The 25271-nt window shown below is 67.5% G+C and carries 25 protein-coding genes; 11 read left to right on the top strand and 14 right to left on the bottom strand.

Annotated features, from left to right (window positions below; translation table 11 throughout):
- Nucleotides 1–22: 22 nt before the first annotated feature.
- From KV110_RS06430 to KV110_RS06415, 4 genes are all read right to left on the bottom strand, one after another.
- On the bottom strand, nucleotides 23–1180 hold the full coding sequence (locus tag KV110_RS06430) for an acyl-CoA dehydrogenase (protein WP_218474275.1): 1158 nt from the start codon (nucleotides 1178–1180) through the stop codon (nucleotides 23–25).
- Between the two features lie 132 nt (nucleotides 1181–1312).
- Nucleotides 1313–1996, bottom strand: a complete 684-nt coding sequence (locus KV110_RS06425) for a TetR/AcrR family transcriptional regulator (protein WP_218474274.1) — start codon at nucleotides 1994–1996, stop codon at nucleotides 1313–1315.
- A gap of 150 nt (nucleotides 1997–2146) precedes the next feature.
- Nucleotides 2147–2647 carry a 5-(carboxyamino)imidazole ribonucleotide mutase gene (gene purE, locus KV110_RS06420; RefSeq protein ID WP_218474272.1) on the bottom strand — a complete coding sequence of 167 codons (501 nt, stop codon included), beginning with the start codon at nucleotides 2645–2647 and terminating at the stop codon, nucleotides 2147–2149.
- An 18-nt stretch (nucleotides 2648–2665) separates the two neighbouring features.
- Nucleotides 2666–3889, bottom strand: a complete 1224-nt coding sequence (locus KV110_RS06415; protein WP_218474271.1) for a 5-(carboxyamino)imidazole ribonucleotide synthase — start codon at nucleotides 3887–3889, stop codon at nucleotides 2666–2668.
- Between the two features lie 109 nt (nucleotides 3890–3998).
- On the opposite strand from KV110_RS06415, the gene KV110_RS06410 reads away from it, so the two are divergent.
- Nucleotides 3999–4538 (top strand): GtrA family protein, encoded by a 540-nt coding sequence (locus KV110_RS06410; protein ID WP_218474269.1) that lies wholly within the window; start codon nucleotides 3999–4001, stop codon nucleotides 4536–4538.
- Nucleotides 4539–4547: 9 nt separating this feature from the next.
- Here the strand turns inward: KV110_RS06410 and KV110_RS06405 are convergent, their stop codons facing one another.
- Genes KV110_RS06405 through KV110_RS06395 form a run of 3 tightly spaced genes read right to left on the bottom strand, consistent with a single transcriptional unit; the run spans nucleotide 4548 to nucleotide 7099 of the window.
- Nucleotides 4548–5855, bottom strand: coding sequence for a sensor histidine kinase (locus KV110_RS06405; protein WP_218474267.1), 1308 nt, complete (start codon nucleotides 5853–5855; stop codon nucleotides 4548–4550).
- Nucleotide 5856: 1 nt separating this feature from the next.
- On the bottom strand, nucleotides 5857–6534 hold the full coding sequence (locus tag KV110_RS06400) for a response regulator transcription factor (RefSeq protein ID WP_150408010.1): 678 nt from the start codon (nucleotides 6532–6534) through the stop codon (nucleotides 5857–5859).
- A gap of 16 nt (nucleotides 6535–6550) precedes the next feature.
- Nucleotides 6551–7099, bottom strand: a complete 549-nt coding sequence (locus KV110_RS06395) for a PH domain-containing protein (protein ID WP_218474265.1) — start codon at nucleotides 7097–7099, stop codon at nucleotides 6551–6553.
- Between the two features lie 183 nt (nucleotides 7100–7282).
- Between KV110_RS06395 and KV110_RS06390 the strand changes: the two genes are divergently transcribed.
- The gene (locus KV110_RS06390; RefSeq protein WP_218474263.1) at nucleotides 7283–8236 is read left to right on the top strand and encodes an acyl-ACP desaturase; all 954 of its coding nucleotides are present in this window, start codon (nucleotides 7283–7285) and stop codon (nucleotides 8234–8236) included.
- A 94-nt stretch (nucleotides 8237–8330) separates the two neighbouring features.
- On the opposite strand, the gene KV110_RS06385 is transcribed toward KV110_RS06390, so the two are convergent.
- Complete coding sequence (locus tag KV110_RS06385) at nucleotides 8331–9131, bottom strand: biotin--[acetyl-CoA-carboxylase] ligase (RefSeq protein WP_218474262.1); 801 nt, start codon at nucleotides 9129–9131, stop codon at nucleotides 8331–8333.
- A gap of 29 nt (nucleotides 9132–9160) precedes the next feature.
- A complete protein-coding gene (locus KV110_RS06380; protein ID WP_218474260.1) occupies nucleotides 9161–9349 on the bottom strand; it encodes a hypothetical protein in 189 nt (62 codons plus the stop codon).
- Nucleotides 9350–9555: 206 nt separating this feature from the next.
- On the opposite strand from KV110_RS06380, the gene KV110_RS06375 reads away from it, so the two are divergent.
- The 3 genes from KV110_RS06375 to KV110_RS06365 all read left to right on the top strand — a co-directional run bounded on the left by KV110_RS06375 (nucleotide 9556) and on the right by KV110_RS06365 (nucleotide 12313).
- On the top strand, nucleotides 9556–11196 hold the full coding sequence (locus tag KV110_RS06375) for an acyl-CoA carboxylase subunit beta (RefSeq protein ID WP_218474258.1): 1641 nt from the start codon (nucleotides 9556–9558) through the stop codon (nucleotides 11194–11196).
- A gap of 170 nt (nucleotides 11197–11366) precedes the next feature.
- Nucleotides 11367–11681 carry an acyl-CoA carboxylase subunit epsilon gene (locus tag KV110_RS06370; RefSeq protein ID WP_425518152.1) on the top strand — a complete coding sequence of 105 codons (315 nt, stop codon included), beginning with the start codon at nucleotides 11367–11369 and terminating at the stop codon, nucleotides 11679–11681.
- Nucleotides 11678–12313 carry a Maf family protein gene (locus tag KV110_RS06365; protein ID WP_218474254.1) on the top strand — a complete coding sequence of 212 codons (636 nt, stop codon included), beginning with the start codon at nucleotides 11678–11680 and terminating at the stop codon, nucleotides 12311–12313. The genes KV110_RS06370 and KV110_RS06365 overlap by 4 nt, the downstream gene beginning before the upstream one ends.
- Here the strand turns inward: KV110_RS06365 and KV110_RS06360 are convergent.
- Nucleotides 12239–13051 carry a helix-turn-helix transcriptional regulator gene (locus tag KV110_RS06360; protein WP_218474252.1) on the bottom strand — a complete coding sequence of 271 codons (813 nt, stop codon included), beginning with the start codon at nucleotides 13049–13051 and terminating at the stop codon, nucleotides 12239–12241. The two genes, KV110_RS06365 and KV110_RS06360, sit on opposite strands and share 75 nt — an antisense overlap.
- A gap of 166 nt (nucleotides 13052–13217) precedes the next feature.
- On the opposite strand from KV110_RS06360, the gene KV110_RS06355 reads away from it, so the two are divergent.
- From KV110_RS06355 to KV110_RS06345, 3 genes are all read left to right on the top strand, one after another.
- A complete protein-coding gene (locus KV110_RS06355; protein WP_218474250.1) occupies nucleotides 13218–14183 on the top strand; it encodes a sulfurtransferase in 966 nt (321 codons plus the stop codon).
- A 160-nt stretch (nucleotides 14184–14343) separates the two neighbouring features.
- Nucleotides 14344–16146, top strand: a complete 1803-nt coding sequence (locus KV110_RS06350; protein WP_218474248.1) for an acetyl/propionyl/methylcrotonyl-CoA carboxylase subunit alpha — start codon at nucleotides 14344–14346, stop codon at nucleotides 16144–16146.
- Between the two features lie 95 nt (nucleotides 16147–16241).
- The gene (locus KV110_RS06345; protein WP_246634371.1) at nucleotides 16242–17180 is read left to right on the top strand and encodes a patatin-like phospholipase family protein; all 939 of its coding nucleotides are present in this window, start codon (nucleotides 16242–16244) and stop codon (nucleotides 17178–17180) included.
- Nucleotides 17181–17196: 16 nt separating this feature from the next.
- Here KV110_RS06345 and KV110_RS06340 read toward each other — a convergent pair whose 3' ends face one another.
- A complete protein-coding gene (locus tag KV110_RS06340; RefSeq protein ID WP_218474244.1) occupies nucleotides 17197–19017 on the bottom strand; it encodes a serine/threonine-protein kinase in 1821 nt (606 codons plus the stop codon).
- 190 nt (nucleotides 19018–19207) lie between these two features.
- Entirely contained in the window at nucleotides 19208–20749 is a 1542-nt protein-coding gene (locus KV110_RS06335; RefSeq protein WP_218474242.1) for a protein kinase domain-containing protein, read from the bottom strand.
- A 30-nt stretch (nucleotides 20750–20779) separates the two neighbouring features.
- Here KV110_RS06335 and KV110_RS06330 point away from each other — a divergent pair, with 30 nt between their 5' ends.
- Both KV110_RS06330 and KV110_RS06325 read left to right on the top strand, forming a co-directional pair.
- Complete coding sequence (locus tag KV110_RS06330) at nucleotides 20780–21190, top strand: DUF1707 SHOCT-like domain-containing protein (RefSeq protein ID WP_218474240.1); 411 nt, start codon at nucleotides 20780–20782, stop codon at nucleotides 21188–21190.
- Nucleotides 21190–21531 (top strand): hypothetical protein, encoded by a 342-nt coding sequence (locus KV110_RS06325; protein ID WP_218474238.1) that lies wholly within the window; start codon nucleotides 21190–21192, stop codon nucleotides 21529–21531. Before KV110_RS06330 ends, KV110_RS06325 begins: the two co-directional genes overlap by 1 nt.
- 197 nt (nucleotides 21532–21728) lie before the next feature.
- On the opposite strand, the gene lat is transcribed toward KV110_RS06325, so the two are convergent.
- Together lat and KV110_RS06315 are read right to left on the bottom strand one after the other, a co-directional pair.
- Entirely contained in the window at nucleotides 21729–23063 is a 1335-nt protein-coding gene (gene lat, locus KV110_RS06320; RefSeq protein WP_218474236.1) for an L-lysine 6-transaminase, read from the bottom strand.
- A gap of 64 nt (nucleotides 23064–23127) precedes the next feature.
- Nucleotides 23128–23580, bottom strand: a complete 453-nt coding sequence (locus KV110_RS06315; protein ID WP_150404358.1) for an Lrp/AsnC family transcriptional regulator — start codon at nucleotides 23578–23580, stop codon at nucleotides 23128–23130.
- Nucleotides 23581–23725: 145 nt separating this feature from the next.
- Here KV110_RS06315 and amaB point away from each other — a divergent pair, with 145 nt between their 5' ends.
- Nucleotides 23726–25258: an L-piperidine-6-carboxylate dehydrogenase gene (gene amaB / locus KV110_RS06310; protein WP_218478213.1), complete on the top strand. Its 1533-nt coding sequence runs from the start codon at nucleotides 23726–23728 to the stop codon at nucleotides 25256–25258.
- Nucleotides 25259–25271: the final 13 nt, after the last annotated feature.

The following is a 25271-nucleotide window of genomic DNA, read 5'->3' as shown; positions in this document are numbered from 1 at the left end:
GTTCGCGCGAAATTTCCGCGAGTCAGCGCAGCAGCGCGCGGGACATGACGACGCGCTGGATCTGGTTGGTGCCCTCGTAGATCTGGGTGATCTTGGCGTCGCGCATCATGCGCTCCACCGGGAAGTCGGTGGTGTAGCCCGCGCCACCGAACAGCTGGACGGCGTTGGTGGTCACCTCCATGGCGACATCCGAGGCGAAACACTTGGCGGCGGCCGAGATGAAGCCGAGGTTCTTCTCGCCGCGCTCGGCACGGGCAGCCGAGGTGTAGACCATGAGGCGGGCCGCCTCGATCTTCATCGCCATGTCGGCGAGCATGAACTGGGTGTTCTGGAAGTCGGCGATCGGCTTGCCGAACTGCTTGCGGTCCTTGGTGTAGGCGATGGCCGCGTCCAGTGCGCCCTGCGCGAGACCGACGGCCTGCGCGCCGATGGTCGGGCGGGTGTGGTCGAGGGTCTGCAGCGCGGTCTTGAAACCGGTGCCCGGCTCGCCGACGATGCGGTCACCCGGCACCCGGCAGTTCTCGAAATACAGCTCCGCCGTGGGCGATCCCTTGATGCCGAGCTTGTGCTCGAGCGGGCCGACCACGAAGCCCTCGTCGTCCTTGTGCACCAGGAAGGCCGAAATACCGTTGGCGCCCTTGTCCGCATCGGTCACCGCCATGACCGTGTACCAGGAAGACTTGCCGCCGTTGGTGATCCAGCACTTGGAGCCGTTGAGGATCCAGTCGTCGCCCTCCTGCTTCGCGCGGGTGCGCATGCTGGCGGCGTCGGAACCGGCCTCGCGCTCGGACAGCGCGTAGGAGGCCATTTCGCCGTTGACGATGTCGGCGAGCACCTGCTGCTTGAGCTCCTCGGAGCCGTTGAGGATCAGGCCCATGGTGCCGAGCTTGTTGACCGCGGGAATGAGCGAGGAGGAACCGCAGACGCGGGCGACCTCTTCGATCACGATGCAGGTGGCCACCGAGTCGGCGCCCTGGCCGCCGTAGGCCTCCGGCACGTGCACCGCGTTGAAGCCCGCGGCGTTGAGCGCGGTCAGCGCCTCGTCGGGGAAGCGGGAGTTACCGTCGACGTCCTTGGCGTGCGGCGCGATCTCCTTCTCCGCCAGACCGCGGATGGCCGCACGCAGTTCGTCGTGGAAGTCCTCGAGCTTGAACAGGTCGAAATCGGGGTTTCCCGCCATGGGGCTCACTCCTGGTCGTCGGTACATGTCGGCACTCAGTGCCACACCGTTCTTGAGTATACGCCCAGGAATGCCCGCTACATGCGGATACTTCCTGGCACTCAGTGTCAGATTGGTCGCACTTGACCTAGATCAAAGACTACCGAGTTTGCGTGCCACCAGATCGGCGACCTGCCGGGGTGGGGTATCCCGCGGAAACACCGCGACCACCAGTTCATCGGCGCCGGGACGCCGTCCGGTGCCGCGCGGAATCGCCGCGAGTTCCACGCGCAGATCGGCCGCACCGGCGTCGGACTCGCCGCGCACCATCCGGCGCAGCAGATAGTTGTGCGTCGCGGTGACCGCGGCGGTGTACTGCACCCGCGCCAGATCCGGCACCTCGGGCAATTGATCGCGCAGATAATCGGTGAACAGCCGCTCGTACCGGAACACCGTCACGATCTCCCGCTCGCGCAGCGCGGGCACCCGGCGCACCACCTGATACCGCCGCGCCGCGATCTCCCGCCACTGGGCGAACCGCTCGAACACCTGAACCACGGCTTCGCAGACCGTCTCCCACGGATCTGCCCGCGACCCCGCGAGAAACGCCGCCGCCTGCGCCAACTGCGACTCGTGATCGGCGAAGATCACATCCTCTTTCGACCGGAACTGCCGAAAGAATGTCCGCCGGGAAATCCCCGCCGCCTCCGCGATCTCGTCGACAGTCGTCGCCTCGTACCCCTTCTCGGCAAACAACCGCAACGCCTGATCGACAACTGTCAGCCGAAACTGCGTGTTGTCGTCCCCGCTGCGCGGGCGTGTGTCGCCAGTAGTCACCCGCCCACCGTAGCGAGACCCGCGAGCACTCCGGGCCAGCCCACGGCGATGCGTTCTCGCGCAGGTCGCACAGCGAGTTCATACGGTCCACAGGGCTTGTAGCCTCGGTGAACCGTACGGAGGCTCTGTGAGATCAACAGCGGCGGAGAGTTAGCCGAGGAGTTTGGTGCGCAGGGCGTTGTCCTTTTCCAGGACCATTTTCTCCAGGCCTGTCTGGAACTGTTCCATGCGGGTGCGCAGGGTGGGGTCGTGGGCGGCGAGGATGCGGACCGCCAGCAGGCCTGCGTTGCGGGCGCCGCCGATGGAAACGGTGGCGACGGGGACGCCGGCGGGCATTTGGACGATGGAGAGCAGGGAGTCCATGCCGTCGAGGTATTTGAGGGGGACGGGGACGCCGATGACCGGGAGGGCGGTGGCCGAGGCGACCATGCCGGGGAGGTGGGCGGCGCCGCCCGCGCCCGCGATGATGACCTGGAGGCCGCGGCCCGCGGCCTCGCGAGCGTAGTCGAGCATGCGCTGGGGGGTGCGGTGCGCCGAGACGACGCCGACCTCGAAGCGAATGCCGAACTCCGCCAGCGCTTCCGCGGCGGCTTCCATGGTCGGCCAGTCGGAGTCGCTGCCCATGATCAGGCCGACCTGTGGGTTACTCATTCCCGCGCCTCGCTTCGCTCACTGATGGGGATCCCATCCGTCGGTCCATACCGCGTGCGACATCCAATGCGCCGCCCGCTCAGCCTTTTCCCGCACCGCGGCGACCTCGTCACCGAGAATGTTGACGTGCCCGATCTTGCGGTCCCGGCGTTCACCCTTGCCGTACATGTGCACCTTGGCGTCGGGCATCCGCGCGAACAGGTGGTGCAGCCGCTCGTCCATCGACATCGCGGGCGCCTCGGCCGCGCCGAGAATATTGGCCATCACGGTGACGGGGGCCAGCGGACTGGTGTCGCCGAGCGGGTAGTCCAGGACAGCGCGCAGGTGCTGTTCGAACTGCCCGGTGCGGGCGCCGTCCATGCCCCAGTGCCCGGAGTTGTGCGGGCGCATCGCCAGCTCGTTCACCAGCAGCGTGCCGTCGTGGGTCTCGAACAGTTCCACCGCCATCGCGCCGACCACGCCGAGTTCCCTGGCCAGGTTCAGCGCCAGCGTCTCGGCTGCCGCGGCCAGATCGTCGTCGAGGTCCGGCGCGGGCGCGATCACCACGGCGCACTGACCGTTGCGCTGCACGGTCTGTACCACCGGCCAGGTCGCGGCCTGCCCGAACGGCGAGCGCGCCACCATCGCCGAGAGCTCACGCTTCAGATCCACCTTCGCCTCGACGAGCAGTTGCCCGCCGTGCGCGAGTTGTTCGGCCACGATCGCCGTGGCCTCGTCGGCCGACTCCGGCATCCAGACGCCGCGTCCGTCGTAACCGCCACGCACCGCCTTGAGCACGATCCGCCAGCCGTGCTCCTCGCCGAACCGCACCGCGTCGGCCACCGCGGCGACCGGCGCGAACGCGGGCACCGGCAGGCCGAGCTCGGACAGCTTGACGCGCATCGCCAGCTTGTCCTGCGCGAAGACCAGCGCACTCGGCGGCGGCTGCACGTTCACGCCCTCGGCGACCAGCGCCGCCAGATGCTCGGTCGGCACGCCCTCGTGGTCGAAGGTCAGCGCGTGCGACCCGATGGCGGCCTTACGCAGCGCCGTCAGATCGGTGTGACTACCGAGCACGACCTCGGGGCTGACCTGTGCGGCCGGGTCGTCGGGGTTCTCGGCGAGTACCCGTAGCCGCTGGCCGAGCGCGATGGCCGCCTGATGCGTCATGCGCGCTAGTTGACCGCCACCGATCATTGTGACGGTGGGCATAGCGGAAGGATCGAAGGAACGAGCGCTGCTCACGTCGGACAATATTGTCATGTCCGGCGCGAATGCCCCCAGGCGGGCGCGGCCAGCAGGCGTCCGTTCGACCCCGCGTGCGCTCGGACGAGCGCGGGCAGGCCGACCGCGTACCGGTACACTCGGCCGCGTGTCATTCGTCGACGACGTGGTGAGCGTCCTTCCCAAGCCTCTCGCGAGGATCGCGCTCCGGCATCGGGAACTGATCAAGTTCGCCATCGTCGGCGCGACCACATTTGTGATCGATAGCGGCATCTTCTACGCGCTGAAATGGACGGTACTTTCCGAGAAGCCGGTCACCGCGAAGATCATCTCGGGTGTCATCGCGGTTATCGCGTCCTACATCCTGAATCGCGAATGGTCGTTCCGGAACCGGGGTGGCCGGGAACGGCATCACGAGGCCTTGCTTTTCTTCGCGGTCAGCGGCGTCGGCGTGGTTCTCGCCTTTATCCCGCTGTGGATCTCGAGCTACGTCTTCGATCTGCGCCAGCCCGACGTGAGCTTCACCGTCGAGAACATCGCGGACTTCATCAGCGCCTTCGTCATCGGCAATTTGCTGCAGATGGCGTTCCGGTTCTGGGCGATGCGCCGCTGGGTGTTTCCCGATGAGATGAACGAAATCGCCGCCGAATTCGAAGACCTGGTCGAAGAGGAATTCGGCCGCAACTGAGCGCTTCGCTCAGCGCGGCTCCGCGACCACCGAATTCTGCGAGCGCGACGCGGACGAGCCGAGGAACACCGCGAACAGCGCGGGCCTGCGCCGCTGCAATTCGAGCCGCCCGCCGTCGGCCTCCACCAGCGCTCGGGCCAGCGCCAGCCCGACCCCGGTCGAGCCGCCCGCGGAGAAGCCGCGGTCGAAGATGTGCGGCGCGAGTTCGTCACGCACCCCGTCGCCTTCGTCGGCGACCTCCACACACACCAGGGGTTCCCGATCGACCCCGGGTCGCACGGTGCGCACCGACACCGTGCAGGTCCCGCCGCCGTGCATGAGCGCGTTGTCCACGAGCACCGCGACCGCCTCGCGCAGGCGCGATCCGGTGATCGGCGCCAGCAACGACTCGTCCCCGGTGAGCGTCAGCTCGCGGCCCGCCTCGCTGAACGGATGCGTCCACTCGGCCACGACACCGCGCAGTTCCTCCATCACCGGCACCGGATCGAGATCGGCGGCATCCTCGTCGCGGGAGGCGCGGACCAGGTCGTCGATCGCCTCGGTGAGCCGATCCACCTGCGCCATGGCCTCCTCGGCCTCGTGCACCACCTCGGGATCGGCGTGCGTGGACAGCTCGTCCAGCCGCAGCCGGACCGCGGTGAGCCGGCTGCGCAGTTGGTGTGAGACATCCGCCACCAGAGCGTGCTCGCGTTGCAGCCGACCGGCGATCTCGACGGTGGCCGAGTCGAGCACGTCGGAGACCCGATCGAGTTCGGAGATCCCGTGCCTGCGCGGATCCGGCCGGAAGTCGCCCATGGCCAGCCGGGCCGCCCTGGCCGCCACATCGCGCAGCGGATCGGCGACCCGGCGCGCGGTGATCACCGCGACCGATACCGCGGCCCCCAGCGAGGCGAGCACTGCCAGTGCCACCACGCCCACGGCCTGGCGCTGCCTGGCGTGCATCGGCGCGGCGGGCACCTCCAGGCGGAGTGAGCCTTTGGTGCCCATCGACAGTGACTCCACCAGCGGGTCGGAGACCTGATCCACGCCGACGTCCGCGCGTGAGGCGTTGTCGTGCGGGGCCGGATAGATGATGGTGAGCTTGCCGTCCTGCGGTAGCAGCGGTTCCACGGCTCGGGTGTCGAGTTCGCCGAGCACCATGCCGTCGCCGTGCTCCTGGACGATGATCGCGGCCGCGATCCGTTCGAGTTTGCTCTGTAGGTCGTCGCGGGTGATGTCCTCCACCCACAGCCAGGCCGTGTAGATCAGCGGCACCCCGAGCACCACCGTGGTGAGGGTCAACACGGTGAGCATGGACCGCAGGATTCTGCGTCGCACGTCAGTCGGTGTTCAGCCGGAATCCGACACCGCGCACGGTGACGATGCGCCGCTCGGCCATCGGGCCCTCGTCACCGATCTTGCGACGCAACCAGGACATGTGCATGTCCAGCGTCTTGGAGCCGCGCAGCTCGGCGTCGCCCCAGACCTCGCGCAGGATGGTCTCGCGCGGCACCACCTGGCCCGCGCGGTCGATCAGCACCTTCAGCAGCTCGTACTCCTTGTTGGCCAAGCCGATCTCGACGCCGTTCACCAGCACCCGCCGCGCGGCGGGCTCGAGCCGGATGCCGCCGACCTCCACCGTGTCATCGCCGATTCCGCTGCGCCGCAACAACGCTCGCACCCGGGCCAACAGCTCGGCGAGCCGGAACGGCTTACCGACGTAATCGTCGGCGCCCGCATCCAGCCCGACCACGAAATCGACCTCGTCGGTGCGCGCGGTGAGCATCAGCACGGCCAGATCGGCGCCGCGCGCCCGGACCTGACGACACACCTCCAGCCCGTCCATGCCCGGCAGGCCGAGGTCGAGGATGAGCAAATCGTGATGGCCCTCCAGGGCCCGCTCGAGCACGGCCGGACCGAACCGCTCGACGGTGACCGAGTAGCCCTCGCGCCCCAGTGCGCGCGACAACGGCGCGGCAATCGCCTCGTCGTCTTCTGCAAGCAGTACGGCCGTCATATGACCAGGTTAACGTTCATCGGTAGTCGCCGCGCTCGTCCCAGCGCTCGTCCCGGCCGTTACCGGCCTGTTCGACGTCGAAGACTTGGTGATAGAGCAACGCGTGCACCTGCTGCACGGCCGGGATGTCGTCGAACTCGAGCGGCTCCGAGGAGGACGACTCGATGATCAGCGTTCCGGTGCCGAGCATCCGGTCGAAGATCCCGTGCCGGAACTGCACGCTGGAAATGCGGCTCATCGGAATGTCGATGCCGGTGTGCGTGAGCACTCCCTGCCGGACCAGCACGCGGCGGTCGGTGATGATGAAATGCGTCGACTTCCAGCTGAGCATCGGTGCGACACAACGCCATCCGACGATGATCAGCCAGATGACGAGCACCGCGATCAGCAGTGCCGTCCGCGCGGTGCCATCGGGAGCTTTGCGCGAAGCGAGTCCCCCGGCGAAACCGGCGAGCGCGGTGCCGACAATCAGCGTCACGATCGGCCAGAACAGCATTTTCCAATGTGGATGACGATGAAGAATCAGCTGCTCTTCCGGCGCAAGCACGTCCTCCGGATAACCCATGGCCGGAACACTACCGCGTGAAGATGCCGAAATGCCTGACACCGAACCGCGTCGTGCTGCACAATCGTCTGCCTGCGTGTGTCGCAACCGCGCATGGAGTTCTCCGCTCGATCTGGCTCGACGCTGTAGTCCGTAAGCAGCTCTGCTCGTACAAAGTCGCCGAATACGACCGTGGAGGCATGTGTGACCAAGGATCTGACTCAGCTGGAAATCCTGACCGAACTCGAGCCGGTGGCCGAGCAGAATCTGAACCGGCACCTGGCGTTGGCGAAGGACTGGCACCCGCACGACTACATCCCGTGGGACCAGGGCCGCAATTTCGCCGCGATGGGCGGGCAGGACTGGGCGCCGGAGCAGTCGAAGCTGAGTGAGGTGGCCAAGATCGCGATGATCACCAACCTGCTCACCGAGGACAATCTGCCCTCCTACCATCGCGAGATCTCGGAGAACTTTTCCACTGACGGCGCGTGGCGTACCTGGGTGGGCCGCTGGACCGCCGAGGAGAACCGGCACGGCATCGTGATGCGCGACTACCTGGTCGTCACCCGCGGCGTCGATCCGGTCGCCCTCGAAGAGGCGCGGATGATCCACATGACCAATGGCGCGCACTCCCCCGACAACTGGGGCGGGTTCCTGGAAAACGTTGCCTACGTGACCTTCCAAGAGCTGGCCACCCGGGTTTCCCACCGCAACACGGGCCGGGTGTGCAACGATCCCGTCGCCGATCGCATGCTGCAGCGCATCGCCGCCGACGAGAATCTGCACATGATCTTCTATCGCACCCTGTGCGGTGCGGGCCTGGACCTGGCGCCGGATCAGGCGATGATGGCGATCACCAAGATCCTGACCCACTTCGTCATGCCGGGCGCGGGCATGCCCAACTTCCGCCGCAACAGCGTGATGATGGCCAAGCACGGCATCTACGACCTGCGCCAGCACCTGGAGGACGTGGTGGCGCCGGTGCTCAAGCAGTGGAACATCTTCGAGCGCACCGACTTCGGGCCGCGCGGCGAGCAGGCGCGTGAAGAGCTCGGCGTGTTCATCGAGAAGCTCGAGCAAGACGTGCTCAAATTCGAGGAACAGCGCGACCGGATGTTCGCCAGGGAAGCCGCTAAGGCAGCGCTGCAGCCCGCGTGAGTTGACAACAGCCGCATACGTTTTGACTTTCCGCACCGTGATTCACGAGTGACTACAGGTGCGGGAAATCAAAGCGTGTGCGGCTGAGGCGATTTCAGTATTCGGCGCGCAAGTGGGTTACATCACCCGCCGACACGGCACGGTCGCCGATCAGCAGACGTCCCGCGTCATCGATATCGGTGGCGATGCCGGTCAGCGTCTGACCGCCGGGAAGTTCGGCACGGACTTGCGCGCCGAGCGTGGCGCACCGCTCGCGGTAGGCGGCGGCCAGGTCGGCCGTCTTCCAGCCCGCGTCGCGCCACGCGGTGAAACGGCGGGCGAATTCGGTCAGCATCGCCTGCGCGAGCAGGGTGCGGTCGGTGACCGCCGCATCGGCCAGCGTGAGCGAAATAGCGTGCGGCACCGGCAGTTCCGTCTCGGTGAGGCTCACGTTCAGCCCCATCCCGACGACCACCGCCGGCACCTCGCCGCTCGCCGCGACCTCCGCCAGGATGCCCGCCACTTTGCGGCCATCGACCAGCACATCATTGGGCCACTTGAGGTTCGCGTGCACGCCCGCCGTCGCGCGCAGTGCGTCCACCACGGCGATGCCGGTGAGCAGCGGCAGCCAGCCGAGCACCGCGGGCTCGATCCCGGGCAAGCGCACCAGCACCGACATCGAGATCTGCGCCCGCGGCGGACTGACCCAGGTACGTGCGTGTCTCCCGCGCCCTTGCTCCTGCGCCTCTGCAAGGAGTACCGCGCGATCGGCGTCCGGATCGCCTGCTCGCGCGATCAGGTCCGCATTGGTGGACCCGGTCGACTCCACCACGTCGATGTGATGGAAGAACGACAGCTCGGGCGAATCGATGAGACTGCGCCGCAACTGCTCTGCATCCAAGGGGGGCCTGTGCACACCCGGCAGGCTACTCGGTGCCCGGTGCCTCAACCGACGAGGTCATACCCCATGATCGCCAGGTATACCGCCATCCGGTCCGCACCATCGGAATCCCCCTCGGTCGCCGTAGTCGTGAAATCCGGGTCGACGATCGTCGGCTCGGTCTCGGTCTGCTGCCAGCTCGTCCACGACGCCGCGGCAGCGTATTCCGCGACGGTCTTGCTCCATTCCCACATAACTGGGCCCTCCCCCTGAGCTCGAAAATTGGACTCTCCCAGAATAACTGGGCACCTATCCGCGGCGATACCGATTTTCTATGACCCGAACGCGCCGAACCACCTGGAATTTTTCGGGCAGAACATGATCTAGCTGCGCTTTTCTACCCGCCGGTAAGCCGTACTCGGTTAGAGCAATGCACTGCCACTCGTTACACTCCGGAGCCATGACGAGTGTCCAGCAGCAGTCCGCGCAAGATCCGGCGGGCGCCCCCGACATCCACACCACCGCCGGGAAGCTGGCTGACCTGCGGAATCGGCTGGAAGAGGCCAGGCACCCGATGGGTGAGGCCGCGGTCGACAAGGTGCACGCCAAGGGCAAGATGACGGCCCGCGAGCGCATCCTGGCCCTGCTGGACGAGGGCTCCTTCGTCGAACTCGACGCACTGGCGCGGCATCGCAGCGTGAATTTCGGTCTGGACAAGAATCGGCCGCTCGGCGACGGCGTGGTGACCGGGTACGGCACCATCGACGGCCGCGACATCTGCATCTTCAGCCAGGACGTCACCGTGTTCGGCGGCAGCCTCGGTGAGGTCTACGGCGAGAAGATCGTCAAGGTGATGGATCTGGCGCTGAAGACCGGCCGTCCGCTGGTCGGCATCAATGAGGGCGCCGGCGCGCGCATCCAGGAGGGTGTCGTCTCGCTCGGGCTCTACGGCGAGATCTTCCACCGCAACATCCAAGCCTCCGGCGTGATCCCGCAGATCTCGCTGATCATGGGTCCGGCCGCGGGCGGGCACGTGTACTCCCCCGCGCTCACCGACTTCGTGGTGATGGTCGACGGGACCAGCCAGATGTTCGTCACCGGACCCGACGTCATCAAGACGGTCACCGGCGAGGACGTCACCATGGAGGACCTCGGCGGCGCGCACACGCACATGGTGAAATCCGGTGTCGCGCACTACGTCGCCTCCGGTGAACAGGACGCGCTCGACTACGTCAAGGACCTGCTGTCCTACCTGCCCAGCAACAACCGCGCCGAGGCGCCGCGCTTCCCCGCTTCCGACCCGATCGATGGCGCCATCGAGGACTCGCTCACCGAGGAAGATCTCGAGCTGGACTCGATCATCCCGGACTCGCCGAACCAGCCGTACGACATGCACGAGGTGATCCGTCGCCTGCTCGACGACGACGAATTCCTCGAGGTGCAGGCCGAGCGCGCGATGAACATCATCATCGGCTTCGGCCGGATCGACGGCCGCAGCGTCGGCATCGTGGCCAACCAGCCGACCCAGTTCGCGGGTTGCCTCGACATCGACGCCTCGGAGAAGGCGGCCCGGTTCGTGCGTACCTGCGATGCGTTCAACATTCCGATCATCACCCTGGTCGACGTGCCCGGCTTCCTGCCCGGCACCGGCCAGGAATACAACGGCATCATCCGGCGTGGCGCGAAGCTGCTGTACGCCTACGGTGAGGCCACTGTGGGAAAAATCACGATCATCACCCGCAAGGCCTACGGCGGCGCTTACGACGTCATGGGTTCCAAGCACATGGGCGCCGATGTGAACCTGGCCTGGCCGACCGCGCAGATCGCGGTGATGGGTGCTTCCGGCGCCGTCGGGTTCGTTTACCGCAAGCAGTTGCAAGAGGCCGCGCAGAGCGGCGCCGACGTCGATGCGCTGCGTCTCGAGCTGCAGAACGAGTACGAGGACACCTTGGTCAACCCCTACATCGCCGCCGAGCGCGGCTATGTGGACGCGGTCATTCCGCCCTCGCACACCCGCGGCCAGATCGTCTCGGCGCTGCGCCTACTCGAGCGCAAGATGGTAACCCTGCCGCCGAAGAAGCACGGCAATATCCCGCTGTGATTCGGACCGCAACATGCGGCTCTGGACAAGCGATACCCTCGGGAGGCCGCGCACACTGGTTGCAGAGACGCAATGAGTGGATCCGAGGATGATCGCATCATCCATATGCTTATCTCGAATATGGGAACACGCCTGATCAGGCAAAGAGAGGATCTGGCACCGTGACGACCGTGGCAGAAGAAGATGTATTGACCGCCGCTGAACTGGACCTCATCGCCAACGAGGTCGAGCAGGCGGGCGACGCCGGTACGGCCGCGGACTCGGCCGCACCCGCAGCCGCCGAGCCGCTGTTTCGCGTCGTGAAGGGCAACCCGAGCGACGAGGAGCTGGCGGCGCTGGTCTGCGTGCTGTCCGCGGCCGCGAACAGCGGTGCGTCCGGCCCAACCGGCCCGGCGGACATGTGGGGCCGCCCCACGTTCATGCACCGGGGCACCTCCCCCTTCTCCCCCTACGCCTTCCCGCAGCTGTCGCACCTGCGCGGGTGACCAAGCTCGTTCTCGCCTCCGCGTCCCCCGCTCGCCGGGAAGTTCTCCGGTCGGCGGGCATCGATCCGATCGTCCGGGTCTCCGACGTCGACGAGGACGCGGTCGCGGCCGCGCTGCCCGACGGCACCCCACCCGAGGTTGTCGTCGTCGAGCTGGCCAAGGCCAAAGCCGCGGCGGTCGCCGCGACCATTCCCGACTTCGGCGCCGATTGTGTTGTCGTCGGCTGTGATTCGATGCTGCTGGTGGACGGCGAGTTGCAGGGCAAGCCGCACACCGCCGAGGTCGCCAGGGCCCGCTGGGGCGAAATGGCCGGGCGCAGCGCCGATCTGGTGACCGGGCACTGCGTCCTCCGGCTACAGGACGGCCGGATCACCGCCGAAGCCGTCGACTGCAGTTCCACCACAGTGCATTTCGCCAAGCCCGAACCGGATGAGTTGGACGCCTACATCGCCACCGGCGAGCCGCTGCAGGTGGCGGGCGCGTTCACCCTCGACGGTCTCGGCGGCTGGTTCGTCGACCGCATCGACGGCGATCCGTCGAGCGTGATCGGGATCGGGCTACCACTGCTGCGCCGACTGCTTGGCGACGTTGGGGTCGCCGTTACGCAGTTGTGGGGCCACACGCCCGGCTGAAGGCGGCGCGATCAGCGGCTCCGACGCGCTCGCGTCGCCGCCGACCGCGGGCACCGTGGCGACCTCGCGGGTCTCCGGCTCGCGACGCATCTCCTGCTCCCGCCGCGCCATCATCTCCAGCCGGACGACGCACAGTTCCGGCTCGACGAACGGATGCAGGCGCACGTTCACCTCGCCGCGCGCCCCGTTGCGGTCGAGCACCTCTTTGATCAGTCCCAGATGTACGCCACACACCACTTCGGAGTGCGTGCGCGCGAGTTCCCGCAGCGGGCAGGCGGTCAACCGGATCAGCGCCTGCTCACTGGTCTCGGAATTCGGATCGCGTTCCGGTGCGAAGCCGAGCTCCGAGAGCAGCGTCATGGTGACGTCTTTGGCGTCCTCCAGCGATTCGACCCGGTGGTCACCGGCGTCCAGCTTCGCGCCCCAGGCCCGGCCCGCCGCGATGGCCGCCTCGGAGCGCCTGCGCGGATCCGGCCCGAGCTGGTCGGCGAGTACCTGCGCTAGTTCTTGGTAGCCGACCGATCGCTGCACCGCGCTGTATCCGATGCGCGGACGACCGCGACCCCGCGGCGGTTGCTGAAATTGGCGCACCAGGGATTCCCTCGTGAGCACATCCAGATGAAACCGAACCGTGGTGACGTGTTGTCCGGTGATTCTGGCCAGTTCCTGGGCGTCGAGAGGCTCGCTGGCGCCACGTAGGATCGCGAGCAGTCGCCGCCGCGGCCAAGAATCGGACATAGCTCACCCCTCCTCCCGGGAGACTTTATCGGATGTAGGTGCAATTTATTCGCTACTTCAGCCGATTTGTGATCTGAAACGAGAGTCGTTAACGCCTCACACATACCATCGCTGTGAGACCCGAACCGCTGAAACCACCGTCTACCACGCGTGAAGGACCCACATCGTGCCCGCTGCTCCGGACCCACATCCCTCATTCGGTTCTTACGCACATCCTCACCGACTAGTAACCACGGAGTGGCTGTCGGCAAACATCGGCACGTCGGGACTCAAGATCGTCGAGTCCAACGAGGACATATTGCTCTATGACGTCGGGCATGTTCCTGGCGCTATCAAGATCGACTGGCGGGGCGATCTGAACGATCCGGTCACCCGTGACTACATCGACGGTGCCCGATTCACCGAGTTGATGCGCGCCAAGGGAATCGAGCGAGACGATACCGTGGTGATCTACGGTGACCGGGGCAACGCGCAGGCGGCGCACACATTGTGGGTTTTCACTTTGTTCGGACACGTTGATGTGCGGTTGCTGGACGGCGGCCGGGGCGCCTGGATTTCCGAGGAACGCGACACCACCTTCGACGTCCCGCCCATCACCCCGAGCGACTATCCCGCCGTCACCCGCGACGACAGCAGCGCGCGCGCGTTCCGCGAGGACGTGCTCGCCCACCTGGGCAAGCCGCTGATCGATGTGCGCTCGCCCGAGGAGTACTCCGGCGAGCTGGCCCACCCGTCGCCCGACCACCGCCCCCCATCGAATCGCTACGCGATGCTGACCCTCGAGCCGATCAACCCGGAGGACGCGGCGCTGCGCGGCGGGCACATCCCCACCGCGGTGAACATTCCGTGGACCGAGGCGTTCAACAACGACGGCCGGTTCCGCTCGCGCGCCGAACTGGACGCGGTCTACAAAGCCCTGGCCGCCGAGGACGACCTGGTGGTCTACAGCCGGGTCGGCGAGCGCTCCAGCCACACCTGGTTCGTGCTCACCTATCTGCTCGGGTTCGACACGGTGCGCAATTACGACGGTTCGTGGACCGAATGGGGCAATTCGGTGCGGATGCCGATCGCCAAGGGGACTGAACCCGGTGCTGCGCCCGTCGGTACCGGCCGCCGGGCTCGCGCCAAGTAGTCCACGCACGGCTTTCACCTCGCACCGGCCGAGTGTGATGCATGACCTACTGTCCAGTAGGAGTGGCCGAGTTCGGCGTCTGTTGGCAGACTGCCTACACTCGCCCGAGACGTAGTTTGTCGACCACGGGGCGACCAAAAGATTTCACACAGGAGGCTCAGTGCCCAGCCATGCCAGCGCACGGATCACCAAGGTACTCGTAGCTAACCGAGGCGAGATCGCCGTGCGCGTGATCCGGGCGGCCAAGGACGCCGGCATCGGCAGCGTCGCGGTCTACGCCGAGCCCGATGCCGAGGCGCCGTTCGTGAAGCTTGCCGACGAGGCGTTCGCGCTGGGCGGCCAGACTTCGGCCGAGTCGTACCTGGTGTTCGACAAGATCCTCGATGCCGCGGCCCGTTCCGGTGCCGATGCCATCCACCCCGGCTACGGATTCCTTTCCGAGAACGCCGACTTCGCCCAGGCGGTGCTGGACGCGGGACTGATCTGGATCGGGCCCTCGCCGCAGTCGATCCGCGATCTCGGTGACAAGGTCACCGCGCGTCACATCGCCGAGCGCGCCAAGGCGCCGATGGCCGCGGGCACCAAGGACCCGGTCAAGAACGCCGACGAGGTCGTCGCCTTCGCCAAGGAATACGGAGTGCCGGTCGCGATCAAGGCCGCCTTCGGTGGTGGCGGGCGTGGGATGAAGGTCGCCCACACCATCGAGGAGATCCCCGAGTTGTTCGACTCGGCCACCCGTGAGGCGGTCGCGGCGTTCGGTCGTGGGGAGTGCTTCGTCGAGCAGTACCTGGACAAGGCCCGCCACGTCGAGGCCCAGGTCATCGCCGACAAGCACGGCAACGTGGTGGTCGCAGGTACCCGCGACTGCTCGCTGCAGCGGCGTTTCCAGAAGCTGGTCGAGGAGGCCCCCGCGCCGTTCCTCTCCGATGAGGTGCGCGCGAAGATCCATGCCTCGGCCAAGGCGATCTGCCGTGAGGCCGGTTACTACGGTGCGGGCACGGTGGAGTACCTGGTCCAGGGTGAGACGGTGTCGTTCCTCGAGGTGAACACCCGCCTGCAGGTCGAGCACCCCGTCACCGAGGAAACCGCGGGCATCGACCTGGTGCGTCAGCAGTTCCGCATCGCCAACGGCGAGGAACTGACCATCACCGAGGACCCGACCCCCCGCGGGCACTCGTTCGAATTCCGCATCAACGGCGAGGACGCCGGACGTGGCTTCCTGCCCGCCCCCGGCCCCGTTTCGGTGTACAAGGAGCCCACCGGCCCCGGCGTGCGCGTGGATTCCGGTGTGGTGGCAGGCAGCGTGATCGGCGGACAGTTCGACTCGATGCTGGCCAAGCTGATCGTCACCGGCGAGAACCGCACCCAGGCACTCGAACGCGCCCGCCGCGCGCTGGCCGAGTTCGAGGTCGACGGGCTCGCCACGGTCATCCCGTTCCACCGGGCGATCGTCGAGGACCCCGCGTTCATCGGTGACGGCGAGAAGTTCGACGTCTACACCAAGTGGATCGAAAACGAGTGGAAGAACACCGTCGAGCCGTACACCGGCAGCGCACCGGCCGATGAGGACGAGGACCTGCCCCGGCAGAAGGTGGTCGTCGAGGTCGGCGGGCGTCGCGTCGAGGTGTCGCTGCCCGGCCAATTCAGCCTCGGTGGCGGTGCCGTCGCGGCCGCGGGCAACGGCGCCGGTGTGGTGCGCAAGAAGCCGAAGCCGCGCAAGCGTGGTGGCGCCGGTGCCGGTGCGGCCTCCGGTGACGCGGTCACCGCGCCGATGCAGGGCACCGTGGTGAAGGTGGCTGTCGAAGAAGGCCAGTCCGTCGAGGCGGGCGACCTGATCGTGGTGCTCGAGGCGATGAAGATGGAGAACCCGGTCAACGCGCACAAGGCGGGTGTGGTCACCGGGCTGGCCGTCGAGGCCGGTGCCGCGATCACCCAGGGCACGGTGCTCGCCGAGATCAAGTAAGGCCGTGGTAGTTCTCGCGTAAACGCAGGGCGAACACCGTTTCGAGCGGGCGCTGGACAATGACGTCCGCGCCCGCTCTGTCGTATCGTGGTCCGGTGACCAGTACGCCGAGCGTGTCCGCCGTCGCGGCGGTGATCCACGCCCGTCGCGCCGCGGGCAATCGCGCCGACGGGAACCGGCTGGTACTCGTCGTCGAGGGTGGCGGCAGCCGGGGCGTGTACTCCAGCGGCATGGTCTCGGCCATCGAGGAATTGGGTCTCGGCTCGGTATTCGATGCCGTCTACGGGACCTCCGCGGGGGCGATCAACGGCGCCTGGTTGCTGTGCGGCCGCGCGGTGGCAGGCATGCGTTCTTGGACCGACTCGGCGATCATGCGCCGCGCCATCGACCCGACTCGGCTATTGCGCGGGCGACCCGCCTTCGACTTGCACTACCTGGTGCACCAGGTCTACGACGGTATCGAGCCGATGGATTTCCCGGCGATCCTGGCCAACCCCACCACCTTTCACCCCATCGCCACCGACATCCGCACCGGCCGCGCGGTCGACCTGCACCCGCACATCGTCGACAAACGCACCCTGATGGGCGCGCTGCGCGCCTCCGCCGGCCTGCCCATCCTCGCCGGTCCACCGGTCCCGCTCGGCGGTTCGCACTACTTCGACGGCGGCCTCGCCGAAACCGTGCCCATCCGCACCGCGGCCCGCGACGGCGCCACCCACGCCCTCGTCCTGCGTACCCGCCGCATCGACGAACAGCGGCCGCCCGCGTCCCGCCTGCACCGCGTGGTCGGCGGTGGCTATCTGCGCGTCGCCGCTCCCGGCGCCTACCGCGCTTGGCTGCAACGCCCCCGCCAGCAGGCGATCGAAGACCGCGCCCTGGCCGATCTCGGCGACAGCGTCCTGCAGATCCACCCGCCCGCCGGTTCCCCCGATATCGACAGCGCCGCCCGCGACACCACCCTTCTCGCCGAAGCCCTCGATATCGGCCGCCGCGCGGTCCACACGGCGCTCTCCGACACGGCCCGCGTCGCCTGACCTGCGTCGGGGCGGGCTAATCCAGCTGGACGGCAACGCCGTTGGAGAGGACGAAGTCGTGTAGTTCGAGGTGGGTAGGGGTGCTGTCGGGGGGCACGTCGAAGACCAGTTGGGTGGTCGCGGACTCGCCGGGGGGCAATTCGAAGGAATAGCCGTAGCGCTGCTGGGCGACCTGCCACATGGTCGCGGTGGCGTTGTGGTCGAACGGGGTGCCCTGCGCGTCGAACAGGCGCTGACCGAGTGGGAGGAACCATTTCGACTCGTCGGAGATGTTGCGGACCGCGAGCGTGACGATCACGAACGAACCCGCCGCCGCTTGCAGACCGACCCTGGGCACGCCGGTATCGACATCGGTCACCACGAACTCGAACTTGCCGTCCCGCACCGGAGTTCCCGCGCCTGCTTGCACCGCCGGTTCGGGCCGATCCGGCGGTGGCGCCGGGTTCTCCTCGGCCATCGCCGTCGGCGGTGGCGCACCCGTCCCGCCCGAATCCCCCACCCTGCTGCCCGAGGCCAGCAGCGCGAGGCACCCCGCCGCCAGCATGAACGGCGTCAGAAAGACGAGGACCAAGGCCCCGATCACCTTGGACAACACGCCGCCGCGCTTACGCCTCCGCCGCACCGCGGGTACAACCGGCGGTCGCCGACGAGCCTGCGAATACTTCTGATACTTCGGCGGTTTCGCCGGTTTCGGAAACACTCGCCGCCCGTAGCCGACAGGGTAGGGCGACTGCGGGACCACCGGCCGGGACTGCACCACATCTGGACGCGCATGCCGCACCGCAGGATTCACCCGCGAAGCAACGACTCCCGGTTTCGACTGCGGCAGCACTTGTCTCGAAGGCGGCACGACCGGTACGTCGAGTCGGGTCTCTACCCGTGTAGGCGACGGGCTGGGTTCCGGTAGAAACTTCGTTGGCGCAGGCGATTTCGCTGCTCGGGTCGCCACCCGCGTTGGTGCCTGGCCGGACTCCGGCAATGCCGTGGTCGGCGTAGGTGGTTTCGCTGGGCGCGGTGGCGAGGCTGGTCGGGTGCCGATGGCGGCGTGGGCGGCGGTGGCGAAATCGCCTGCGGTGGAATAGCGATCGACGGGGGACTTGGCCATGGCGCGGGCGATGACGCCGTCCAGCGCGGGCGGGACCGCGGTGTTGCGGGCTGCGGCGCGGGGCGGATCGGTCATCAGGTGGGCGTGCATCTGCTGGGCGGGGTCGGTGTCGCCGTAGGGGCGGGCACCGGTCAAGCATTCGTAGAGGACGCAGCCGAGGGAGTACACGTCGGACCGGGCGTCCGCCTTGCCGGTGAATCGTTCCGGCGCCATGTAGGCCAAGGTGCCGATCGCCAGCCCGGTGGTGGTGACCGCGGTCTGCCCGATGCCGTGCGCGATGCCGAAGTCGATCAGATAAGCGAAGCCACTGGCGTGCACGACGATGTTGGACGGCTTGACGTCCCGGTGCACCAACCCGGCGCGATGCGCCACCTCGAGCGCCGCGGCGACCTGTCCGACGATACCGACAGCCGCAGCCGGACCCAATGCCGCGGCGGCAATCATGCTCGCCAGATCCTGACCTTCGACGAATTCCATATCGATGAACAGCCGCCCATCGATTTCCCCGAACCGATGGATCCGCGGGATATGCGGATCACGCAGCCTGGTCACCACTTCGGCTTCGCGTTCGAACCGCCTGCGATACCCCGCATCCGCCGCGAGCTCAGTCGGCAAGAGCTTCAACGCCACCCACCGCGCGCCCGCGCCGTCATAAGCCAGCCAGACCTGCCCCATCCCGCCCCTGCCGAGCAACCGCTCCAGCCGATACCCCCCGAATCGCACCTCCCCCATCGCGAACCTCCAGTCACCGTCGACTTGTCCAGGCTCGGCCCGACCACCCGCGGCATTACCGAAAAGCCCAGCTCACACCGCGAACACCACAGAGCCCAACCTCCTTCGCAGCCTAACCGCACCCCCCACCCCCGACCAGTGTGTCCTCAACAACACACCCACGAGCCGGGTGACTGGCACGGGAGGGGGCCTACTTATTGGGCTTGGCGGGCTTGTCCGGCTTATCGTGGCCATTTCCGTGGCCGGATTTGTCGTTGTCCTGCTTGGGTTTGTCGGATACCGGTGGGGTGGGGATCCAATTGGCCAGGCGACCTACGGTGGGGACGCATCGGAGGGGCGTGCCGTCTCGGGCGTGCGCGTTGGCGTCGACGGCGGGATCGCACGGCTGCCAGGCCACCGGGATGGTGGCGATCGGTGGTGCGGCGGCAGCCGGAGCGGGGGTCTGCGCGGGCTCGGCCCGAGGTGGACTCGTCGGCGCCGACGTAGGTGTGGGTGACGGTACAGCGGAGGTGGTGGTCGGCACGGATATGGGTGCGGCGGAATCTGTTTCGGAGCCGCCGGGCCGCCCTAGCCACAGCGCCACTCCTACCGCCGCGAACAGCGCGAACAGGGCAGCAACCGCAACCCGGGATCTTGTCTCGTGCGATGAACCCTGCGCTGAAGCCGCCCCGGTCGACTGTGCCGAAACGGCCGGTGCGCGAGGTCCCACTAGTCGACCGCCTATCTCGACATCCTGCGGTGTGCTCGCATGTGCCTGCGGGCGTGCGGTTTCCGGCCCCGGGGCTCCTGAACCGGCCCGCCCCGGGTCGGCAGCCGACCCGGGTCGTTCAATCGGTCGCGGTTCTCCTGATCGGATCGGCTGGGGCAGTACAGATGTCGCCCGCACCGTGGCCGCGGCGGTTTCCACCGTCGTCGCATCCCATCCGGTCACCGCGGCGTATGCGGCAGAGGCCAATTCGCCTGCGCTGGACCAGCGTTGGGCGGGATCCTTGGCCATGCCGCGGGCGATCACGGCATCCAATTCGGCTGGCACCTTGTGATTCAGATCGGCCGCTTTCGGCGGGTCGGTCATCAGGTGTGCGACCAGGGACTGTGTCGGGTCGGTGTCGCCGAACGGCCTTCGAGCGGTCAGGCATTCGTAGAGCACGCAGGCGAGGGCGTATTGGTCGGAGCGGGCGTCGCCGGAACCTTGGAAGCGCTCCGGCGCCATGTAGGCCAGGGTGCCGACCACGTGGCTGCTGGTGGTGATGGCGGGCTGATCGATCCGGTGGGCGGTACCGAAGTCGATCAGATGGACCAGGCCGCCAGGCCCGAGCATGATGTTGGACGGTTTGACGTCGCGATGCACCAACCCGGCGCGGTGGGCGGCGTCGAGCGCCGACGCGACCTGCACACAGATCCGCACCGCCCGCGCGGGCGACATCGGCCCCTCCTGCTGGAGCACCGCGCCGACATCGGTGCCCTCGATGAACTCCATGTCGAGGTAGAGGCGGCCGTCGAGCTCGCCGAACGCGTGGATCGGCACGAGGTGCGGACCGCGCACCTGGGCCGCCAGCCGCGCCTCCCTGGTGAACCGCTGCCGATACGTCGGGTCGGTCGCCCACATGACGGAAAGCACCTTGAGTGCGACATCCCGATCGGTGGCCGTGTCGTGCGCGAGCCATACCTGACCCGTTCCGCCGCTGCCGAGCAACCGATCGAGGCGATAGTGGCCGAACCACGTCTCACCCATGGCGTTGTACCTCCCGCTAGCCTTTTCCTCATGGAGGAGCTACCCGAAATTCGTATCGGCACCGCAGAGCGCGAGGAAGCGATGCGGCGACTGTCCGATCATTTCGCAGCCGGGCGGCTCAGCGTCGCGGAATTCGACGAGCGCAGCGCGGTGATCGCGGCGGCCGTCACGCGCGGCGATGTGGCAAAGGTTTTCACGGACCTGCCCGAACCGCTCGCCAAAGCCGCGGCGGCGCCTGCCAAATCGGAGTCCGGCTTCCTCTCGGAGTGGCCGGAACGGCTGATGGCAGCGATCCCGATTCTCGCGGTCATCCTGTTCTTCACCACCGGCAGCTGGCTGTGGTTCCTGGCGATTCCGCTGGTGGGCGCCTTGCTCTTCGGCGGAAGGCATGGCGGGCACGGGAACTGGCATGGGCACGGTCGCGGAGGGCGCAGGCACTGATGGAACCGATCGAAATCAACGCGGGCACTTGGTATCTGCGCGCGATGCGGGCCGACGACCGCATCGATGACCGCCCGGCACTGGCGGCGGGCGGCATCACCGACCCCGATTACGTCGCGCTGCGCGCCGCGGGCTGGGCGGACGCAACGCACTTTTCCTGGGCGGTCTGCGAACCGACAACCGCGGAGATGGTCGCCGAGGTCGGCGCGACCCCCGCCGACGACGGCACCGCCGAACTCACCGGCTGGGCACGCGAAGGATACGAACCCGCACTGGACGCAGGTCTGACGACTATCCGCAGATTCGTTACCGGCGCCTTGGGCCTGCACCCCGCCCCCTGACTCCCGTCAGCTCGGCAACCAACCCTTCCGCGCACGTTCTTGCGAGACGCGCGCACAATCGCCGGCAATCGCGCACGCAGCGCGACGATAGGTGCGCAGCGGTCGATACAGCGCGGCGCGCGACGGGCGGGTTCGCGGGGCGTCGCCGACATTCCGCCGCGATTCACAGCGGAATGCCGGAAACACTCCGTGCGGCACTACTCGAAGCCGGCGAGCACCCGGTCCAGCGCGTCGACCGCGGCATCCAACTCCGCGGTGGTGACGGTCAGCGGTGGCCGGAAGCGGATGCCCCGGTCGCCGGTGCCGAGGATCAGCACGTGCTCACGCTCGCGCAACGCGGTGAGCACGTCGTCGCGCAGCTGCGCCGAGGACACGGTGACCGCGCACATCAGCCCGCGACCGCGCGGCTCACTGATGCTGGGGTGCTGCGCGGCCAGCGTCTGCAGCCGCTCCAGCAGGTGCGCGCCGAGGGCCCTGGACCGTTCGATGAGCGAATCCTGCTCGAGCACCTCGAGGATGCGCCGGACGCGCACCATGTCGGTGAGGTTGCCGCCCCAGGTCGAGTTGATCCGGGAGTTGACCACGAAGACATTGTCGGGCACCTCGTCGACGCGCCCGCCCGCCATCACGCCGCACACCTGGGTCTTCTTGCCGAACGCGATGATGTCCGGCGCCAGCCCGAGTTGCTGGTAGGCCCACGTGGTTCCGGTCATGCCGACACCGGTCTGCACCTCGTCGAGCACGAACAGCGCATCGTTCTCGTGACAGAGCCGCTGCATCGCCTGCAGGAACTCCGGCCGCAGGTGCCGGTCGCCGCCCTCGCCCTGAATCGGTTCGGCGATGAAACACGCTATGTCGTGCGGGTTTTCGGCGAACGCGCGCCGAGCCTGGTCCAGCGCCTTGGCTTCCGCCTCGGCGATATCGTGGTCGTCGGACAGGAAGGGCGCGTCGATGCGCGGCCAGTCGAACTTGGGGAACCGGGCGGTCTTCACCGGGTCGGTGTTGGTCAGCGACATCGTGTAGCCGGTACGACCGTGGAACGCGCCGGTCAGGTGCAGCACCTTGGTGCCGAGCTCCGGTGCGCGGCCGTTGCTTTCGTTGTGCCTGCTCTTCCAGTCGAACGCGATCTTGAGCGCGTTCTCCACGGCGAGCCCGCCGCCGTCGATGAAGAACAGGTGCGGTAGCCGCGGGTCGCCGAGCACCCGAACGAACGTCTCGACGAACCGCGCCATTTCCACGGTGTAGATGTCGGAGTTGCTCGGCTTGTTGAGCGCGGCGGTCACCAGCTCGTCACGGAAGGTGGCGTCCTCGGCCAGCGCGGGGTGGTTCATCCCCAATGCGTTGGACGCGAAGAAGCCGAACATGTCCAGGTAGGCGCTGCCGTCGCGTTCGTCGACGAGCTTGCACCCGCGGGATTGTCGTAGGTCCAGCACCAAATCGAAGCCATCGGCAAGGATGCTGGCCGACAAGATCTCGTGCACCCGGGCGGCGGGGGTGACCGCCGGGCGGGTGCGTTCCAGTTCGATGGTCACGCCACCGAGGGTACGCAAAATTTACGGTATCTGTACAGGAAAGCGGATTAATTACACGTAACGGCTACCTGTCATAGAATGTCTGCAAGATGATGGTGCTTCGGGTCCTGACGTTGGCGGTCGCTCTGATCTCCTGCAGCAGCTGCTCGAGGTGCCGCGGCGAGGCCACCCGGACCAACAGCATGTAGCTCTCGTCGCCTGCCACCGAGTGGCACGCCTCGATCCCGGGGATGTGCTGCAACACTGCCGGAGCGTCATCGGGCTGCGACGGGTCGAGAGGAGTGATCGCGACGAATGCCGACAACAGCTGGCCGAGCGCCTCGGGGTCGACGTGCGCCGTATATCCGCGGATCACCCCGCGCGCTTCCAGCCTGCGCACCCGCGACTGCACGGCGGACACCGACAGGCTCGCCTTCTCGGCCAGGTTCGACAACGTGGCGCGTCCATCGGCCATCAATTCCCGAATCAGCAGGCGATCAATGTCGTCGAGCGCAGGTCGTGCAGGTGTATCCGCCATCAGCGAAGGCTAACCCAGGCGACCCGGCTCGTGGCAGAAACCTCACCCCGATCCTCCCAAGACATGGGACAACTACGCCGCAATGCGGCCGAAAGGTACGGCGGAGCAACAGATGACAGATGTACAGAGCGCTACCGAGTCGCGGATGCGCGAGGCCGCACTCGGCGATCAGACCACCCGGGAACTGGCGGAGCGCGCGGCAGCGGTGCTGCGCGGACTCGGCGTCGAATCCCCCGAACCCGGCGACCTGCCCGCCCGCAGTCCGATCACCGGTGGGCAGCTCATGACCCTGCGTTCCAGCTCGCTGGACGAGGTCGATGCCGCGATCGAGCGGGCGGCCACGGCGTTCGGCGCCTGGCGCACGGTGCCCGCACCGGTCCGCGCCGCGGTGGTGCGCAGGCTGGCCGAGCTGCTCACCACGCACAAGAGTGAGCTGGCCGAGCTGGTGACGCTGGAGGCGGGCAAGATCGGCACCGAGGCCGCGGGCGAGGTGCAGGAGATGATCGACGTCTGCGAGTTCGCGATCGGTCTCTCCCGGCAGCTGTACGGACAGACGATGCCCTCGGAGCGGCCTGGGCACCGGCTGATGGAGACGTGGCATCCGCTCGGCGTCGTCGGCGTCATCTCGGCATTCAACTTCCCGGTGGCCGTGTGGGCGTGGAACACGGCGATCGCGCTGGTCTGCGGCGACACGGTGGTGTGGAAGCCGTCGGAGACGACGCCGCTGACCGCGCTGGCCTGCCATACCCTGCTGCGCCGCGCCGCGACCGACGTCGGCGCGGATCCCGAAGTGCACCAACTGGTTCAGGGCGCGTCCGAGGTCGGCTCGCGGCTGGTGGACGACGAGCGGGTGGCGCTGGTGAGTGCGACCGGCTCGGTGCGGATGGGCCGGATCGTCGCGCCGCGGGTGGCCGAGCGGTTCGGGCGCTGCCTGCTGGAGCTGGGCGGCAACAACGGCGCGATCGTCACGCCCTCAGCGGATTTGGAGCTGGCGGCACGCGGCATCGTGTTCGCCGCGGCGGGCACGGCCGGGCAGCGGTGTACCACGCTGCGGCGGCTGATCGCGCACGCCGACGTGGTCGGGCCGCTGATCGAACGGATCGAGAGCGCGTATCAGCAACTGCGGGTCGGCAATCCGCTCGAAGACGGGGTGCTGGTCGGCCCGCTGATCGACGGGCGGGCCTATGCCGGTATGCGGGCCGCACTGGACAAGGCGCTCGCCGATGGCGGCGAATTGATCTGCGGCGGTGAGCGAGTCGACGGCTTCGGCGACGACGCGTTCTACGTGCGCCCGGCGATCGTGCGGATGCCAGCACAGACGGCGGTGGTGCGCGAAGAGACGTTCGCGCCGATCCTGTACGTGCTGACCTATCACGACTACGACAGCGCGATCGCCCTGCACAACGAGGTACCGCAAGGCCTTTCGTCGGCGGTCTTCACCACCGACCAACGGGAGGCCGAACGCTTCCTCGCCGCGGACGGCTCCGACTGCGGCATCGCCAACGTCAATATCGGTACCTCCGGCGCCGAGATCGGCGGCGCGTTCGGCGGCGAGAAGCAGACCGGTGGCGGCCGCGAATCCGGTTCGGATTCCTGGAAGGCGTACATGCGCCGGGCCACCAATACGATCAACTACTCCGCCGAACTGCCACTGGCTCAAGGCATCAAGTTCGGCTGAGCCCGCTAGCGCC

The organism is Nocardia iowensis, from assembly GCF_019222765.1.
GTDB classification, from domain to species: domain Bacteria; phylum Actinomycetota; class Actinomycetes; order Mycobacteriales; family Mycobacteriaceae; genus Nocardia; species Nocardia iowensis.
The sequence above is the reverse complement of the archived record's forward strand: the minus strand, read 5'-3'. Positions and strand labels throughout refer to the sequence as shown.

Excerpts from the sequence above, each read along its gene's own strand:
- KV110_RS06430 (WP_218474275.1), bottom strand. The coding sequence starts at position 1,180 with ATGGCGGGAAACCCCGATTTCGACCTGTTCAAGCTCGAGGACTTCCAC.
- purE (WP_218474272.1), bottom strand. The coding sequence starts at position 2,647 with ATGAGTAACCCACAGGTCGGCCTGATCATGGGCAGCGACTCCGACTGG.
- KV110_RS06415 (WP_218474271.1), bottom strand. The coding sequence starts at position 3,889 with ATGACAATATTGTCCGACGTGAGCAGCGCTCGTTCCTTCGATCCTTCC.
- KV110_RS06400 (WP_150408010.1), bottom strand. The coding sequence starts at position 6,534 with ATGACGGCCGTACTGCTTGCAGAAGACGACGAGGCGATTGCCGCGCCG.
- KV110_RS06395 (WP_218474265.1), bottom strand. The coding sequence starts at position 7,099 with ATGGGTTATCCGGAGGACGTGCTTGCGCCGGAAGAGCAGCTGATTCTT.
- KV110_RS06380 (WP_218474260.1), bottom strand. The coding sequence starts at position 9,349 with ATGTGGGAATGGAGCAAGACCGTCGCGGAATACGCTGCCGCGGCGTCG.
- KV110_RS06375 (WP_218474258.1), top strand. The coding sequence starts at position 9,556 with ATGACGAGTGTCCAGCAGCAGTCCGCGCAAGATCCGGCGGGCGCCCCC.
- KV110_RS06360 (WP_218474252.1), bottom strand. The coding sequence starts at position 13,051 with ATGTCCGATTCTTGGCCGCGGCGGCGACTGCTCGCGATCCTACGTGGC.
- KV110_RS06340 (WP_218474244.1), bottom strand. The coding sequence starts at position 19,017 with ATGGGGGAGGTGCGATTCGGGGGGTATCGGCTGGAGCGGTTGCTCGGC.
- KV110_RS06335 (WP_218474242.1), bottom strand. The coding sequence starts at position 20,749 with ATGGGTGAGACGTGGTTCGGCCACTATCGCCTCGATCGGTTGCTCGGC.
- KV110_RS06330 (WP_218474240.1), top strand. The coding sequence starts at position 20,780 with ATGGAGGAGCTACCCGAAATTCGTATCGGCACCGCAGAGCGCGAGGAA.
- KV110_RS06325 (WP_218474238.1), top strand. The coding sequence starts at position 21,190 with ATGGAACCGATCGAAATCAACGCGGGCACTTGGTATCTGCGCGCGATG.
- KV110_RS06315 (WP_150404358.1), bottom strand. The coding sequence starts at position 23,580 with ATGGCGGATACACCTGCACGACCTGCGCTCGACGACATTGATCGCCTG.
- amaB (WP_218478213.1), top strand. The coding sequence starts at position 23,726 with ATGCGCGAGGCCGCACTCGGCGATCAGACCACCCGGGAACTGGCGGAG.